This is a genomic window from Massilia sp. TWP1-3-3, assembly GCF_049897805.1.
GTDB lineage: Bacteria > Pseudomonadota > Gammaproteobacteria > Burkholderiales > Burkholderiaceae_D > Telluria_A.
This window is the reverse complement of sequence record NZ_JAFCWX010000012.1, coordinates 120,929-137,057: the sequence shown is the minus strand read 5'-3', so window position 1 is coordinate 137,057 and position 16,129 is coordinate 120,929. Positions and strand designations below refer to the sequence as shown.

Genomic DNA, 16,129 nt, shown 5'->3' with positions numbered 1-16,129 from the left:
CTATGCGATCACAAGGGCCGCTGTGGCATTTCAAGATATCGTCGGGAACTATCAGTGCCTCAGCTTGGTCGATGAGGCGTAATTCTGACGGAAGCAGGAGTTGTGAATGCAAACAAAACAGAGCATTGATTCTTCTGAATGCGTAGGAAGTATCGTTTCTTTAGCAAACCTGACTACTGGGGCGATCTGGGCACCGATGTCTTTCGAATTGGACCGTTCTACAGGCGTGACTGCTGCCATTCGTAAAGTACGCGCCGAAGAGCCAGCTCCGGATGGCGTTGGCGCCAACGTTATAACCCTATCTCAGGGTGGCTTGTCGCGGCGAACGCTGGCAATCTATCAAGCGGACGAAGACGAATGGATGCTATTCGATGGCAAGCGTGAGTATCATCTGGAAAATGTAGTTGTAACATGGACGAAAGGTATTCAGATCATCCCTGGCGTTTTTAGCTTGGCGACGCTAGCGTTGAACTGTGCCGGCGTTGTTGTAGCACAGTAACGTATTTCAGACCAACCCTGAGTCACTGGTCAGAGGCGGGACGGTCCTTGGACGATATCGATATAGGCCATCTTATCGTGCGCTTGAGTAAAAATCCTTTTGGGCTAACGAGGCTCGCCGACTCCACGCGTGCCCGTACAGACCAGCCTCGCGCGCCACGCTAGGCCGCATCTTTGTGCGGCCTGGCTTGCCGGTGATACAAAAACTCCAGCACGCGCGTGCGGTATTCCACGTACAGCACGTCATGCGCCAACGCCACCCGGTCGCGCGGGCGGGCCAGTCTGACCTGGACGATGTCGCCGATCGTGGCCGCAGGGCCATTGGTCATCATTACGATCCGGTCTGACAGCAGCACCGCTTCATCCACATCATGCGTCACCATCACGACCGTCGAACCGGTCTTGGCGACAATGGCCATCAACTCATCTTGCAAGTGAGCACGCGTGAGCGCGTCGAGCGCGCCGAAGGGCTCGTCCATCAGCAACACTTTCGGCTCCATCGACAAGGCACGCGCAATGCCCACGCGTTGCTTCATGCCGCCCGAGATTTCATTCGGGCGCTTGGCGCTGGCCGCCGTCAAGCCGACCAGCGCCAGCGCCGCCGCTGTTCGCTCGCGCAATTGCGCCGTGGATTCCTTGGCAGCGAACACTTTTTCGACGGCCAGGTAGACGTTCTCGAAACAGGTCAGCCATGGCAGCAGGGAATGGTTCTGGAACACTACCGCGCGCTCGGGCGAGGGGCCCGCAATTTCGCGCCCGGCGCAGATCAGCGCGCCTTCGGTCGCCGTCGTCAAACCTGCCAGCAAGTTGAGCAGTGTGGACTTGCCGCAGCCGGAGTGGCCGATCAGCGTGATGAACTCGCCCTGCTCCACCGCCAGATTGACCCTGGTGAGCGCGTGAAAACTGCCCTTGCGCGTGTCGAACACCATTTCCGCGTTCTGCACTTCGATGAATTTTTTGCTCATGTCAGGTTCCCGCTTCTTCATAGGTGAAAGTTTTTGCGAGCGCAACGAGCGCCTGCTCCAGGATCAGGCCGACCACGCCGATCACCACGATGGCAATCACGATATGCGCCACGTTCAGGTTGTTCCACTCATCCCACACCCAAAAGCCGATTCCTACGCCGCCGGTCAGCATCTCGGCCGCGACGATCACCAGCCAGGCCGTGCCGATCGCCAGGCGCACGCCGGTCAGCATGTAGGGCAGCACCGATGGCAGCAAGATCTTGGTGAAAATCTTCCATTCCGACAGTTGCAGCACGCGCGCCACGTTCATGTAGTCTTGCGGCACGCGTTGCACGCCGGCGGCCGTGTTGATGATCATCGGCCAGATCGAGCAAATGAAAATCGACCAGATGGCGGCGGGATCGGCCGCCTTGAACACCAGCAAGCCAATCGGCAACCAGGCCAGCGGCGAGACTGGCTTGAGCAGGCTGACAATCGGATTGAACATGCCCGCCAAAAATGTGAAGCGGCCGATCATGAAGCCGAGCGGAATGCCCACCAGCGCCGCCAAGCCAAAGCCGACGCCCACGCGCTTCAGCGAGGCCAGAATGTTCCAGCCAATGCCCTGGTCGTTCGGCCCGTTGCTGTAGAACGGATCGGAAAACATCTTGACCGCTTCCAGGAAGGTGACTTTCGGAGATGGAAAACTGGTATTGCTCACCGATAGAATTTCCCACAGCAGCAACAGGATGCCCAGGCCCAGCAGCGGCGGCATCACGGCCACCGCAAGGGCGCGCCCGCGCGAGTTTCCGTTGGAAAGCTTGACGCCCTTGGCGGCCAGGCGCTTGCTGCGCGCCGGGCGTTCGAGCACGGTTTCTTGCATTGGCGTATTCACCGGCGTACCCACCGGCAAGCTCATGTCACTCTCCAGCACTGCACTCATTGCGCTCTCCTTGTCTTTCAGGCTTTGATCTTGAAGGCGTCGGCGTAGGCTTTGGGATTCTTGCCGTCCCAAACGGTGCCGTCGATCATCTTCACCGAACGCATCGGCGACTTGGGCACGGCCACCTTGGCCAAGGCGGCGCCTTCCGCGTACAGCTTGGTCTGGTTGACCTTGCTCGCCGTGCCCAGGTAGTCCACTTCGCCCTTGAGCAAGCCCCAGCGCTTGTGCTGGGTCATGAACCACATGCCGTCGGACACGAAGGGATAGTTGACCAAGCCATCGTTGTAGAACTTCATGTAGTTCGGATCGTCCCAGGTGCGCCCGAGCCCGTTCTGGTAACGGCCTAAAATGCGTTGGTTGATGACGTCCACCGTGGTGTTCACGTAAGACTTGGCGGCAATGGTCTCAGCCATCTTGGTCTTGTTGACCAGACCCGCATCGATCCACTTGCTGGCGTCGAGCACGGCGGCGATCAGCGCGCGCGCCGTATTCGGGTGCTGCGTGGCCCAGTCGAGCGTGGTGCCCAGCGTTTTTTCGGGGTGGTCTTTCCAGATGTCTTGGGTGGTGGCCGCAGTAATGCCCACACCATCGACAATGGCGCGGTGGTTCCACGGTTCGCCCACGCAAAAACCGTCCATGTTACCGACGCGCATGTTGGCCACCATTTGCGGCGGCGGCACGGTGATGACCTTGGCGTCCTTCATCGGGTTGATGCCGTAGCTGGCCAGCCAGTAGTACAGCCACATGGCGTGGGTGCCGGTTGGAAAAGTCTGGGCGAAGGAATACTCGCGCTTGTCCGTCTGCATCAGCCTGGCCAGCGAGGCGCCGTCCACGCCGCCCTTGTCGGCCACTTTTTTCGACAGGGTGATGGCCTGGCCGTTATGGTTCAGGTTCATCAGGATGGCCATGTCCTTCTTGGCCCCGCCAATGCCCATCTGCACGCCGTAGATCAAGCCATACAGTACATGGGCGGCGTCGAGCTCGCCATTGACGAGCTTGTCGCGCACGCTGGCCCACGATGATTCTTTCGACAGCACGATCTTGATGCCGTATTTTTTGTCAAAGCCCAGTACCGAGGCCATGACGACCGACGCGCAGTCGGTCAGCGGAATGAAGCCGATTTTGACTTCTTCCTTTTCCGGCTTGTCCGAGCCGGCGGCAAACACGCCGCCGCTGGCCAGGCCGGTCAGCGATGCGGCGGCGCCGGCCTTGATGAGGCTGCGGCGGATCACATTGGTGGAGTCGTCGATTTGCATTCTTCCCTCGTTCGCTAGCAGTAGTCACTGTCGGAAGCGGGCGCAAACGCGTCCGCCGTTGTGAACTACTCAGCAAGGGCCGTGCCAGCAGGCAAGGAGGGGAAATGGATGAAAAAATGGCGCTACGGTCTTCAAGATGGCGACACGCGGCACCTTTTGTGTGCACTGCACCAAAAGGGCACCGGGTGCTTGACCTTATTCGGCGCTTTGCGCCGCAATCTGGCGCAGGGCCTTTTCGAACACCTCTGGCGGCTGCCCGCCCGAGATCAAATGTTTCTGATTGATGATGATGGCCGGCACAGCGCTGATCCCTTGCCGCTGGAAAAATTCTTCCTGCTCGCGCACTTCTTCCTCATACGCACCGGTGGCCAGCACTTCGGCTGCCTCGGTCGCATCGAGCCCCACTTCTTGCGCCACGCGCGTGAGCACTTCATGCGAACCGGGATTGTCGCCATGGGTAAAATAGGCTTCGAACAGCGCCATTTTCAGCTCGCGCTGGCGGCCTTGCAGCTCGGCCCAATGCAGCAGGCGATGCGCATCAAAGGTGTTATAGATGCGGCTGCGCTTGTCCATGGCGAATTCAAAGCCCAGTTCGGCGCCGCGCTCGCGGATCATCGCGCGCGTCTTGGCGCTCTGCTCTTCGGTCGCCCCATACTTGCGCGCAAGATGCTCGCCGATGTCTTCGCCTTCCGGCGCCATCTGCGGGTTCAGTTCAAAGGGATGGAAGTGCAGGTCGGCACTGGCAACGTCGGCCACGTTGGCCAGCGCCTGTTCGAGCGATTTAAGCCCGATCACGCACCACGGGCAGGAAATGTCGGATACAAAGTCGATTCTGAGTTGGGTCACGGCGGCGCCTATCAAGGATGGATGGCCCATTTTAGAGCCTGCAGCCGAAACCCGTCGCCTGCCTAGTGTTTTTTCGCCACTGGTTTGGCGCTGGCAGCCTTGCTGCCCAACTTGCTTTCCTTGCCTGCCAACAGGTTGGCGATGTTGCTGCGATGGCGAAACAGCAGCAGGGCGCTCATGATGATGACGGCCAGCAGCTTTTCAAGTTGGTCGATACCGAACAGCAGGCCGAAGTAAAACGGCGCGAACAGCGCCGCCACCAGCGCCGCCAGCGACGAATAGCGGAAGGCATAGGCAATCACCAGCCAGGTGATCAGCGTGGCCAGGCCCAGCCATGGGTTCAGGCCAAGCAGCACGCCCAGCGCGGTGGCGACACCCTTGCCGCCGACAAAGCGAAAGAAGATGGGATACAAGTGCCCCAGGAACACCGCCAGCGCCACCAGCGCAATGCCCAACTCGCCCACGCCGAACTGGTCGGCCAGGCGCTCGGCCAGCCAGACCGCGAACCAACCCTTGGCCGCGTCGCCGATCAGGGTAGCGATGGCCGCCTTCTTGTTACCGCTGCGCAGCACATTGGTGGCGCCCGGGTTCTTGGAACCATAGGTGCGCGGGTCGGACAGGCCAAAGGCATGGCTCATCACCACGGCAAACGAAATGGAGCCGATCAGGTAGGCGACGATGGTGAAAAGGACAGTGTACATGCGCTCTCTCTGCTACGTGATTGGAATGCCCGGTTCTCCGGGCGCCGGGACGAGAATATACACCATCACTCGGCCAGCGCGCAGTTGACCGCCCTGGCGCCCAGTTGCGCGACCAGCACCTGGGGCGCAATCCCCACCAGGTAGCCGCGCCGTCCGCCGTTGATGTAGATGGTCGGCAAAGCCAGGATGCTTTCCTCGACATACACCGGCAGCACCTTGCGCGTGCCAAACGGCGACGTGCCCCCTACCTGGTAGCCGGAATGGCGCTGGGCCACTTCCGGCTTGCACGGCTCGACCGACTTGCAGCCGATAGCGCGCGCCAGGTTCTTGGTCGACACCTTGCAGTCGCCATGCATCAGCACGATCAACGGACGCGCGGCTTCGTCCTGCATCACCAGCGTCTTGATGACGTCGTGTTCGGGCACGCCCAGTTCGCGCGCGGACACCTTGGTGCCGCCCTTTTCCTCGTAGGCATAAGGGTGTTCGCTGAACGCCACGCCCTGTTTGCGCAGGAACTGCGTGGCCTGTGTTTCGGAAATATGCTCTTTCTTTGCCATGCGTGATACGCTAAAGACTCAATGAGGAGTTCTTATTATGCAGCAAGAAATCCGCTTTGCCACCTTCAATGCCTACAACCTTGCCCCGCCCGGCGTGCAACTGTATGACAACCTGCTGCCCGCCACGGCCGAGGAATATGAAGCCAAGCTCGACTGGACTGCGCGCCAGATCGACTTGCTCGACGCCGACGTGATCGGTTTCCAGGAAATTTTTTCGCAGGCGGCGCTGCGCGAAGCGCTGGCGCGCACGCGCCTTTACCGCGACGCCGTCCACGTCGGCTTCGACCCGGACCCGGCCGCCGAACGGCTCACGCCGTCGGTGGCGCTGGTGTCGCGCCTGCCGCTGGCCGCGCCCGGCGTGGCGCTGGGCGATTATCCGGCGGGCGTGGCGCTGGCAGACGGCACGCGCGACGCCGAACAGTTTTCACGCGCCGTGATCCATGCGGCGGTGGCGGTCTCGCCCGACGTGACGGTTGACGTGGTCGTGGTGCATTTGAAGAGCAAGCGGCCTGACTACCGCAACGGCGACAACAGCGAAGATCCGCTGCTGTTCGGCATGGCTTGCCTGCGTTCGCTGGTGCGGCGCGGGACCGAAGCGGTGGCGCTGCGCGTGCTGCTGACCACTATGGCGCGCGACAACAAGCGCGCGCAAATCGTGCTGGGCGATTTCAATGACGTGGCCGACGCCGTCACCACCACCATCGTGCTGGGCGTGGGCACGCCCATGTCGGGCCGCCTGTTTGACGCCTACCAGCTGCAACAGCGCCAGGACCACCTGCGCCATGTGGGGTTTTCAATGCTCCACGACGGCAACTACACCACCATCGACCACATTTTGGTGTCCGAGGAATTCAACCCGGCCTTGCCCAACGCGATCGGCGAAGTGGTCGACGTGGTCTATCTGAACGACCACGTGGTGCTCGAACTGCCCGCAGCGTCCGACCACGGGCAAGTGCTGGCGCGCATCCGCCTGTTCGACGAGACGCGCGGCCTTAGCGATGGCGGCGTGTGAGATCCGGTTCCGGCATGGCCATGCTAGCGTAGTAGCCCTGGTAGGCGTCGCAGCCGTGCTGCTGCAAAAAGCGCAGCTGTTCGGCCGTTTCGACGCCTTCGGCGATCACGCGCAGCTTGAGGCTGCGCGCCACCGCGATGATGGCCAGGATGATGGCCGCGTCGGCAGGCTGGCGCGTGATGTCGTCGACGAAGGAACGGTCGATCTTGAGCTTGGACAGCGGAAAGCGGCGCAGGTAGCTCAGGCTTGAAAAGCCGGTGCCAAAGTCGTCGATGGTCAGTCCGATGCCGCGCTCGCGCAGCGCTTTCACGGTGGCGATGGCTTTTTCATTGTTGCTCATGATGACGTCTTCGGTAATTTCCAGGTCCAGGTAAGCTGGCTCCAGACCAGACGCAGCGAGCGCCGCATCGACGCTCTCGACCAGATGGTCGTGCATAAATTGCACCGTGGACAGGTTGACCGCCATTACCACCGGCACGCCGGCATCGCGCCAGACGGCCGCTTGGCGGCATGCCTTGCGCAGCACCCAGTCGCCGATGGGAAGCATCAGACCCGATTCCTCGGCCACCGCCATGAACTCGGCAGGCAGCAGCAGCCCGCGCTCCGGGTGGCGCCAGCGCAGCAGCGCTTCGACGCCGATCGCCATGCCGCTGGCGATGTTAATTTCTGGCTGATAGGCAAGCTCGAACTCCTGGTTGGCGAGCGCCTGGCGCAAGGCTTTTTCCATCTGCGCGCGTTCGGTCACGTGCGCGTTCATTTCCGCATTAAAAAAGCTGAAGGCATTGCGCCCGTTCTGTTTGGCATGATACATCGCTATGTCGGCATGCTTTAAAAGTGTATCAAGATCTTCGCCGTCGCCCGGGTAGATGCTGATCCCGATCGATACCGACAGGCTGACCTTGATGCCATCGCCATGCTGCACCGGCTGGGCCACCGCCTGCATCACGCTGCCGGCCACGTGCGCGGCCTGGTCGGCGCCGCCGATGTCGGCCAGGATCACGACGAATTCGTCGCCGCCCTGGCGGCTGACGGTGTCCACGCCGCGCACGCAGCCGGTCAGCCGGGCCGCCACTTCCTTGAGCACGGCGTCGCCCACGTGGTGGCCGAAGCTGTCGTTGATGCCCTTGAAGCGGTCCAGGTCGACAAACATGACGGCCACCTTGGTATGCTGGCGGCGCGCCGCCGCCAGGGCCTGGTGCAGGCGGTCGAGGAACAGCACGCGGTTCGGCAGGTCGGTCAGGAAATCATGCTCGGCCAGGTGGCGGTGGCGCTCTTCGATGCGCTTGCGGTCGGTGATGTCGGACAGGATGGCCATGAAGTTGCAGACCTGGTCGTCGCTGTCGCGAATGGCGGTCAGGGCTACCCATACCGGGTATTCTTCGCCCCCCTTGCGCTCGCTCCAGACTTCGCCTTCCCAGTGGTCGTTGGCGGCCACGTAATCCCAGATTTGCTGGTAAAAGCTCGGTTCGTGGGCGCCGGTGCGCAAGTTGGGCAGTTCGGCGCCGACAATGTCGAGCGCCGCAATGCCGGTGATGACGGTGAACGCGTGGTTGACCGCCAGCACGCGGTGGGCGCGGTCGGTGATGGCGATGGCGTCGCGGCTGTTCTCGAATACCTGGGCCGCCATGTGCAGTGTGGTCTCGGTGGCCTTGCGCGCGGAGATGTCGCGCAGCACGGCATACGACAAAAATTCGTGGTCCAGCGTGACCGAGGTCAGCAGCACCTCGGCCCAGAATGCACTGCCGTCGGGCAAGCGAAACTCCCATTCGTAGCGCCGGTTGCCGTCAATAAAGTTCTGCGCCGACTGCGTCGCGTCGGCCATGATCGACGAATCGCCCGACGGTTGGTTGGGCGGCGAAAAATCGAGCAGCGTCTTGCCGACCAGCCCGTTTTTGTCGGCGCAGCGAAACAGTTTGAGCGAGGCCGGGTTGGCGTCGATGATGGCATTGCCTTCAATTAAAACGATGGCATCGTTGGAACGCTCGAACAGTTGGCGAAAATTGGTGCCGGCGTCGATCAGCGCCTGCTCGTCGACCTTGCGTTTGCTGATGTCCACTTCCATGCAGAAAATTTGCTGTGGCTCGCCATTGCGCAGCACGGGAAAATGGGTGGAATACATCCAGCGCCTTTGGCCGTCCGGGCGCTGCACCAGCCAGTCGCGCGGGGGCGGCGACTTGCGCGCTACCCAGATCGCTTCCAGCGTGGAGGCGAACTCTTCCTGGCGCTCCGGGTGCGAGATCAGCTGCGTGAGCGGTCGCCCCAAGGCGTCGCGCGCGGCAATGCCAAATGCATTTTCGCAACTGTGGTTCCAGAAGCGCACCAGGCCGTCGCGGTCGATGCTGTGCACCGCCACGGTCGGCGTCAATTCGAGGGCGGCGACGAATCGATACAGGGTATCGAGGGCCTCGCGCCCCGGTCCATCAGGCTCAAAAACAGATGGCACGGCAGGTGTGTCAGCACTCACGGAACTTCCCTTCACGACAGTAATACAGAAGACGATGCACAGCGCATGCTCTTGGTCTACCCATTTTTGTCTATGGGTTTGATGGGCCGTTTGCGAACGCGCAAACAGGATTCTGACCACGTATTTCCTGCCCGTACGGATTGCGTTTTGTCGGGCCGGTTTGCAGTTCATCACAGCAAAACGGCGTCCTGTCACATTTCACAGGCGGCGCGAACCCGTCTTTTCTATAGTGTCACCATGCGCCTGAGGCCCCATCTTGTTTTCAAGGCGGAGCACAAGCGCCCCGCATTTCCGCCTGCTACTTTGCCAACCAAGAAAAAACACGACCATGAAAATCGACAACCTGCCCCGCGCCCCCGTCCAGAGCACCGTGCGCCGCCAGCGCTGGAAAGTCGCGGCGATCGCGCTGGCGGTGCTGGCGCTGGCCGGTGGCGGCTGGTTCGCGCTGCGCGCGCCGAGCGCGCCGCCCAAGCCGGACCTGGCGCAGGGCGCCGACGGCAAGCCGAAAATCGATGTCTATGAATTGTCCAAAGGCGACATCGCTGCGGTACAGGCGCGCGCACTCAGCGTCGGCTTGCCGCTGTCCGGGTCCTTGACCCCCATTGCGCAAGCCACCGTCAAGTCCAAGGTGTCGGGCCTGGTGGTGGAGTCCAGCATCCGTGAAGGCACTGCCGTGACTGCGGGGCAAGTGCTGGCCCGCCTCGAGCAGTCCGATCCGAGCGCCCGCCTGTCGCAACAGCAAGCCCTGCTTGACGAAGCAAATGCGCGCCTGGCGCTGGCGCGCAAGAATAACCAGAACAGCGGCGCGCTACTCAAGCAAAACTATATTTCGCAGCAAGCTTACGACACGACCCAGAACTCGGTCGAACTGGCCCAGGCCGGCGTCAAGGCGGCCCAGGCCCAGGTGCAACTGGCGCGCAACGCACTGGCCGACACGGCGATCCGCGCGCCGCTGTCGGGCATCGTCAGCAAGCGCCATGTGCAAGCCGGTGAAAAGCTCGCGCCCGACATGCCGGTGTTTACGATCGTCAACCTCAAACAGTTGACGCTGGAAGCGCAAGTGCCGGCGTCCGACATTCCCCGCATTAAAGTGGGGCAAGATGTCCAGTTCAAGGTCGACGGCTATCCGGGGCGCGATTTTTCCGGCAAGGTCGCGCGGATCAATCCGACCACGGAAATGGGTTCGCGCTCGATGCTGGTGTATATCAGCGTCGACAATGCCGACGGTGCGTTGAGCGGCGGCATGTTTGCCAAGGGTAATATCACCACGCAAAAATCGGCCGTCGTGCCGCTGGTGCCGCTGGCCGCGTTGCGCAAGGAAAACAATACGGACGTGGTCTACCAGATTCTCGGCAACAAGGTGGTCGCACAGAAAGTGACGCTGGGCATGCGCAATGACGATGAAGGCTACGCCGAAATTACCGGCGGCCTGAACGCCGGCGCCACCGTCGTGGTCGGCGCGCTCGATGGCGTCAAGCCGGGCGCCAAGGTCAAGCTGCCGGGTGTGCCCGCAGCTGCCGTCAGAGTTGCAGCCGCCGGCGCGAAGGAATAAGCCATGTGGATCACCAAGACCAGTATCAAGAACCCCGTGTTTGCCACCATGATCATGGTGGCCATTGTGGTGATCGGCCTGTTTGCCTACAAGCGGCTGGGCGTGGAAGCAATGCCGAACGTCGAAATCCCGGTGGCATGGGTCGAAGTGGCCTACCCCGGCGCCTCCCCCGAGCAGGTGGAAAACGACATCGTGCGACCGCTCGAGGACGCGCTCAATACCGTCAGCGGCGTCAAGCGCATCAATTCAAATGCCTGGGAAGGCCGCGCCGGCATCCAAGTCGAACTGCAACTGTCGGTCAATGCCGAGCGCGCCATGATCGATATTCGCGACAAGGTGGCACGCGTGCGCCCGTCCTTCCCCAAGGATGCCAAGGAACCGCTGGTGCTGCAGTGGGAAGGCGACAATGCCCAGCCGGTGGTGGAGATGAGCCTGAAATCGGCAACGCGCAGCATGCGCGATTTGTCGACGCTCACCGAGCAAGTCATCGTCAAGCGCTTGCAAGCGGTACCGGGCGTGGGCCAGGTGCGGGTGAACGGCAAGACCAACCGCCAGATCCTGATCAATGTCAGGCCCGATGCACTGACCAGCAACAATGTCGGGGTTGACGAAGTATTGCGCGCCATCCAGCAAACCAATGCCAACCTTCCAGCCGGCAATATCAGCTACGGCGCCAGCGAACGCCTGGTGCGCATAGAAGGCAAGATCAAGGATACGCGCGGCTTCAACAAGATTATCGTGGCGCGCCATGCCAACGGCCCAGTGTATCTGGAGCAGGTGGCCGAGGTGATCGATGGCGAGCAGGAAGAAACGTCGATATCGCGCATCGACGGCATGCGCGCCATTACACTCGAAGTGACGAAGGTGCAAGGCGCCAATGTCGTGGAAGTGGGCAAAGGCGTGCGCGATGTGCTGGCGAAACTGGCCACGGTGATTCCTGCCGACGTCAAGATCAAGGTCATCGAAGACCAGTCCGAGCGCGTCGAAAGTCAGCTCACCAGCGTCAAGCACACCATCCTCGAAGGTGCGCTGCTGACGATGATCATCGTATTCCTGTTTTTGCACTCATGGCGCAGCACCATCATCACCGGCCTGACGCTGCCTATTTCGGTGCTGGCCAGTTTTATTGCCATGCAAGCTTTCGGTTTCACGCTCAACTTCCTAACGCTCATGGCCTTGTCGCTGTGCATCGGCCTGCTGATCGATGACGCCATTGTGGTGCGCGAAAACATCGTACGCCACTTGGCGATGGGCAAAAGCCATTTGCGCGCCGCCTACGACGGCACCAATGAAATCGGCTTGGCCGTAATGGCCACGACCTTTGCGATTGTTGCCGTGTTCGTGCCGGTAGCCTTCATGGAAGGCATCATCGGGCGCTTTTTCCTGCAGTTCGGCATCACCGTCGCAGTGGCCGTGATGGTCTCGCTGTTCGTGAGCTTCACACTCGATCCCATGCTCTCGTCAGTGTGGCGCGATCCGGTCAAGAATCGCTTCAAGTACCTGCCGTGGCTGGGCCGCGGCATGGAAAGAATCGAACATGGCATCGACCGCATGCACGTGTGGTACGGCACAGTGCTGGCGGTGGCGCTGAACTGGCGCAAGGCGACGCTGGCAATTGCCTTTGCACTGTTTGCCGGCAGCATCGCCCTGATGGGTTCGCTCGGCAGTGAAATGATGCCGCAGACCGACAATGGCTACATCCAGATGCGCTTCAAGACGGCGGTCGGCTCCAGCCTGGAATACACCGACGGCAAGGTGCGCCAGATCGAAGCGGCGTTGCGGGAATTTAAGGAAGTCGACAGCATTATGGTCAACGTAGGCACGTGGGACGGGCGCAACACGGCGCAAGTGAACATCAAGCTGACCGACCTCAAGAAGGGCAAGCGCCGTTCGCAGCAGGAAATGGAAACCGTGCTGCGCGACCGCTTGACCCCAATTGCCGGCATCAGCATGTCGGTGGGCTGGAAACCAGTGCGCATCAATATCATGGGGTCGGACGAGGGCAAGCTCGATACCGTTGCGCACAAGCTGATGGACAAGATGCGCGCAGTAAAAGGCGTCACGGATATCGAATACAGCCAGGAAGGCGCCAATCCGGCCACCGTGGTCAAGATCAATAATGAATTGGCAAGCGACCTCGGCGTATCGATCCAGCAAGTCGGTGCTGCCCTGCGGCCCTTTGTGGCTGGCGATCAGATTAGCCGCTGGCTGGCGCCGGACGGCCAAAACTACGACATCAACGTGCAACTGCCCAAGTCTGGTCGCCAGAAAATTGCCGACTTGGCCGATCTGTCGGTGGCCTCGAGCCGGCGCGACGCGGCCGGTAACCCGGTCATGGTGCCACTCGGCCAGATCGTCGAGTTCGTGCCCTCGACCAGCCCGCAAGTACTCAAGCGCCAGTCGCTCGAACGCCGGGTGGCGGTCATGGCGGCGGTCGAAGGGCGCCCGAACGGCGACGTGCATGAAGACGTGCAAAAGATCATCAAGGCCTTCGACTTGCCCGAAGGCGTGCGCTTCGACATCGGCGGCGATGCGGAAGAAATGGCGGAAACGCTGGGCGCGGCCGGCGCTGCGCTGGGGGTGGCGGTGATCTTCATCTACCTGGTGCTGGCCTCGCAATTCGGCAGCTTTTTGCAGCCAATCGCCATCATGGTGTCGCTGCCGCTGTCGCTGATCGGCGTCGTGCTCGCCTTGTTCATTACCGGCAGCACGATGAATATTTTCTCGGTCATCGGCATCATCATGCTGATGGGGCTGGTGACCAAAAACGCGATTTTGCTGGTGGACTTTACCAACCATGGTCAGCGCGAAGGCAAGAACCAGTTCGACGCCATCATGGACGCCGGCCAAGTGCGTCTGCGGCCGATCCTGATGACGACCCTGGCGATGATTTTCGGCATGTTGCCGATGGCAATCGGCCTGGGCGAAGGGGGCGAACTGCAAGCGCCGATGGGGCGCGCGGTGATCGGCGGCGTGATTACTTCGACGCTGCTGACGCTGGTCGTGGTGCCGGTGGCCTACACCTACCTGGACCGCCTGGGAAAGCGCGTGGCGCGCTATCTGAAAGGCGATGACGAAGCGCACGAGGAATCATTCGAGGAGCAAAAACTGGAGGTCGCCTGATCGATCGCCCAAGGGTTGCGCGCCGGCGCGGGAACCCGAAGAACATTTGCTAAAAGCAAGCGTTCCATGGGTTACCGCGTTGGCGAGAACGATGTTCGATGGGGTACTGGACAAGAAGGCCGCGGATGTCGCCAAGCCTGGGATACCAAGGCGCTTGCCCCAACCGGAGCTCGGCGCCACACTGACAGTGCTTTTAAACGGGATCGCTCGCCGTCGGCGCCGCTTCTTCAGCCTCGTCGCCCTCGGGCGCGCTGCCTTCCTCGCCGCCTGGCGAATTTTTCGCGTCTTGCTTCTTACGGGCTTTTTCTTCGGCCTTTTTCTTCTTTTCTAATTCCCGCTGCCGCTTTTCGTACGAAAAATTAGTTTTAGCCATGAATCACCTCTTTGTTTGTCTGTCGATAATGAGTATTACGGCACCATTATGACGCAGATAGCCCTGTCGCATTTGAATTAACCACGTGGATGGTGTTTGGCGTGCAGCTGTTTCATGCGCTCGCGCGCAACATGGGTATAGATTTGTGTCGTCGAAATATCCGCGTGCCCGAGCAGAAGTTGCACAACGCGCAAGTCGGCACCGTGATTGAGCAAGTGCGTCGCAAAGGCATGCCGCAGTGTATGGGGCGACAGCGGAGCGGTAATCCCGGCCCGCGCGGCATGTTTTTTGATTATTACCCAGAACATTTGGCGCGTCATCGGAGCACCGCGCGCCGTCACGAACAGCGCGTCGTCCATTTGGCCATTGAGGATGAGGCCGCGCGCGTCGCGCAGATAGCGCTCGATCCATTCGCGCGCCACCTGGCCGAAAGGCACCAGGCGCGTCTTGGCCCCCTTGCCCGTGATGCGCAGCACGCCATCGTTCAAGCTCAGTTCGACAACTTTCAGCGTCACCAGTTCCGACACGCGCAAGCCGCTGGCGTACATCAGCTCGAGCATGGTGCGTTCGCGCAAACCCAGCGGCGTGGCCACGTCGGGCGCGGCCAGCAGCGCCTCGACCTGGGCCTCGCTCAAGGTATGCACGAAGCGCACGGCTTGCTTGGCCGACACCAGCTTCAGGCAGGGGTCGGCGGCAATGGCGCGCTGGCGCAGCGCCAACTGGTAAAAGCGCTTGAGCACCGACAGGCGCCGGTTCGACGAACTGGGCTTCGACTCGGCGTGGCGGTCGGCAAAATACGCATTCAGGTCGTGTCCCTGCACCGCGTGCAGGCTGTCGCGCCCGGGCCGCGTGACTTCGAGCCAGCGCGCGAACATGCGCATGTCGCGCCGGTACGCGTCGAGCGAATTCTTGGCCAACCCTTGTTCGAGCCAAAGGTTGTCGCAAAATTCGTCGATCAACCGAAGATTGTCTGCTGCTGCCATGGGGAATGGTTGACGCCTTCATGGGCCAGCAGCCAGCGCTTGACGCTCAGCTGAAAGCCGTTTTCATCGTCGCTCTGCGCAAAGCCGCCCAGTCCGCCCGCAGCCGTCACCCGGTGGCAGGGTATGACCAGCGGGAACCAGTTGGCGCCGCACGCCTGCCCCACCGCGCGCGGCGCAGAACCGATGTGCTTGGCGACCTGGCCGTAGGTACGCACCGTGCCGCGCGGGATGGAAGCAATCGCCGCCCACACTTTGCGCTGGAAGGCGCTGCCCACTTCCGGCAAGGGAAAAGTGAAGGGGAAATCGGCGTCGCACAGGTAGTTTTCAAGCTGGCGCGCAACGATGTCGGCTACCGCATCGGTCGCCGCTTTTTCACCGAAATGGGGCGGCAGATACACCAGTTCGGTGACGATCCCCGCATCGGTGCGAATGCCGATCGCGCCGAAGGGGGCGGCGACGATGGCCGAGAAAATGTTGCTGCCTTGCGTAGGGTTCATCAGTGACAGTGTAGCGCAGACGGCCGCAAAGCTTACTCGCCCGCTTTTCGACGGACGAAAAAAAACGCACCTTGCGGTGCGTTCCAAATTTTGTTCACGTTTCCGGCCGTTTGGCATGTACCAACAGCATTCTGTAAAACGCGTGTCTCCTCGATATTTCTCCGGTATGAACTACCGTGCTCTTATCTTACTACTCCCCAAACTGCCTAATTCTGTACTGCGCCGCGCACCACGTTGTGCACCATAGTGGTGCTGGGACGGTGCTCATCATAACTTATTTAAAAAGGGAAATTGTGGCATTTATGGCACGGAGATTGAAATTTAATTACTTGCAATTTATATGTGACAACCGGAACGCAATCTGTGGTACGTGCGTCTTA

Annotated in this window: 14 protein-coding genes; 4 read left to right on the top strand and 10 right to left on the bottom strand. The window is 61.0% G+C overall.

Features of this window, described 5'->3' with window-relative positions:
• Nucleotides 1–106: 106 nt before the first annotated feature.
• Complete coding sequence (locus ACP7D4_RS14570; protein WP_426103043.1) at nucleotides 107–499, top strand: hypothetical protein; 393 nt, start codon at nucleotides 107–109, stop codon at nucleotides 497–499.
• Nucleotides 500–659: 160 nt separating this feature from the next.
• Here ACP7D4_RS14570 and ACP7D4_RS14565 read toward each other — a convergent pair whose 3' ends face one another.
• From ACP7D4_RS14565 to ybaK, 6 genes are all read right to left on the bottom strand, one after another.
• Entirely contained in the window at nucleotides 660–1,463 is an 804-nt protein-coding gene (locus tag ACP7D4_RS14565) for an ABC transporter ATP-binding protein (protein WP_426103045.1), read from the bottom strand.
• Between the two features lies 1 nt (nucleotide 1,464).
• On the bottom strand, nucleotides 1,465–2,385 hold the full coding sequence (gene ntrB / locus ACP7D4_RS14560) for a nitrate ABC transporter permease (RefSeq protein WP_426209746.1): 921 nt from the start codon (nucleotides 2,383–2,385) through the stop codon (nucleotides 1,465–1,467).
• A 17-nt stretch (nucleotides 2,386–2,402) separates the two neighbouring features.
• The gene (locus ACP7D4_RS14555) at nucleotides 2,403–3,641 is read right to left on the bottom strand and encodes a CmpA/NrtA family ABC transporter substrate-binding protein (RefSeq protein WP_426103049.1); all 1,239 of its coding nucleotides are present in this window, start codon (nucleotides 3,639–3,641) and stop codon (nucleotides 2,403–2,405) included.
• 195 nt (nucleotides 3,642–3,836) lie between these two features.
• Entirely contained in the window at nucleotides 3,837–4,517 is a 681-nt protein-coding gene (locus ACP7D4_RS14550; RefSeq protein ID WP_426103051.1) for a DsbA family oxidoreductase, read from the bottom strand.
• Nucleotides 4,518–4,549: 32 nt separating this feature from the next.
• On the bottom strand, nucleotides 4,550–5,188 hold the full coding sequence (plsY, locus tag ACP7D4_RS14545; protein ID WP_426103053.1) for a glycerol-3-phosphate 1-O-acyltransferase PlsY: 639 nt from the start codon (nucleotides 5,186–5,188) through the stop codon (nucleotides 4,550–4,552).
• A 65-nt stretch (nucleotides 5,189–5,253) separates the two neighbouring features.
• The gene (ybaK, locus tag ACP7D4_RS14540) at nucleotides 5,254–5,745 is read right to left on the bottom strand and encodes a Cys-tRNA(Pro) deacylase (protein WP_426209744.1); all 492 of its coding nucleotides are present in this window, start codon (nucleotides 5,743–5,745) and stop codon (nucleotides 5,254–5,256) included.
• A gap of 37 nt (nucleotides 5,746–5,782) precedes the next feature.
• On the opposite strand from ybaK, the gene ACP7D4_RS14535 reads away from it, so the two are divergent.
• Entirely contained in the window at nucleotides 5,783–6,757 is a 975-nt protein-coding gene (locus tag ACP7D4_RS14535; RefSeq protein ID WP_426209742.1) for an endonuclease/exonuclease/phosphatase family protein, read from the top strand.
• Here ACP7D4_RS14535 and ACP7D4_RS14530 read toward each other — a convergent pair.
• Nucleotides 6,738–9,221: a sensor domain-containing protein gene (locus ACP7D4_RS14530; RefSeq protein ID WP_426209740.1), complete on the bottom strand. Its 2,484-nt coding sequence runs from the start codon at nucleotides 9,219–9,221 to the stop codon at nucleotides 6,738–6,740. The genes ACP7D4_RS14535 and ACP7D4_RS14530 overlap by 20 nt on opposite strands.
• A gap of 328 nt (nucleotides 9,222–9,549) precedes the next feature.
• On the opposite strand from ACP7D4_RS14530, the gene ACP7D4_RS14525 reads away from it, so the two are divergent.
• Nucleotides 9,550–10,773 carry an efflux RND transporter periplasmic adaptor subunit gene (locus tag ACP7D4_RS14525; protein ID WP_426209738.1) on the top strand — a complete coding sequence of 408 codons (1,224 nt, stop codon included), beginning with the start codon at nucleotides 9,550–9,552 and terminating at the stop codon, nucleotides 10,771–10,773.
• A gap of 3 nt (nucleotides 10,774–10,776) precedes the next feature.
• Nucleotides 10,777–13,896 (top strand): efflux RND transporter permease subunit, encoded by a 3,120-nt coding sequence (locus tag ACP7D4_RS14520; protein WP_426103063.1) that lies wholly within the window; start codon nucleotides 10,777–10,779, stop codon nucleotides 13,894–13,896.
• A 193-nt stretch (nucleotides 13,897–14,089) separates the two neighbouring features.
• Here ACP7D4_RS14520 and ACP7D4_RS14515 read toward each other — a convergent pair whose 3' ends face one another.
• The 3 genes from ACP7D4_RS14515 to ACP7D4_RS14505 all read right to left on the bottom strand — a co-directional run bounded on the left by ACP7D4_RS14515 (nucleotide 14,090) and on the right by ACP7D4_RS14505 (nucleotide 15,749).
• Nucleotides 14,090–14,269, bottom strand: a complete 180-nt coding sequence (locus tag ACP7D4_RS14515; RefSeq protein ID WP_426209736.1) for a hypothetical protein — start codon at nucleotides 14,267–14,269, stop codon at nucleotides 14,090–14,092.
• 77 nt (nucleotides 14,270–14,346) lie between these two features.
• Nucleotides 14,347–15,252 (bottom strand): site-specific tyrosine recombinase XerD, encoded by a 906-nt coding sequence (gene xerD / locus ACP7D4_RS14510; protein WP_426103067.1) that lies wholly within the window; start codon nucleotides 15,250–15,252, stop codon nucleotides 14,347–14,349.
• Nucleotides 15,225–15,749 carry a methylated-DNA--[protein]-cysteine S-methyltransferase gene (locus ACP7D4_RS14505; protein WP_426209734.1) on the bottom strand — a complete coding sequence of 175 codons (525 nt, stop codon included), beginning with the start codon at nucleotides 15,747–15,749 and terminating at the stop codon, nucleotides 15,225–15,227. The genes xerD and ACP7D4_RS14505 overlap by 28 nt, the downstream gene beginning before the upstream one ends.
• Nucleotides 15,750–16,129 lie beyond the last annotated feature (380 nt).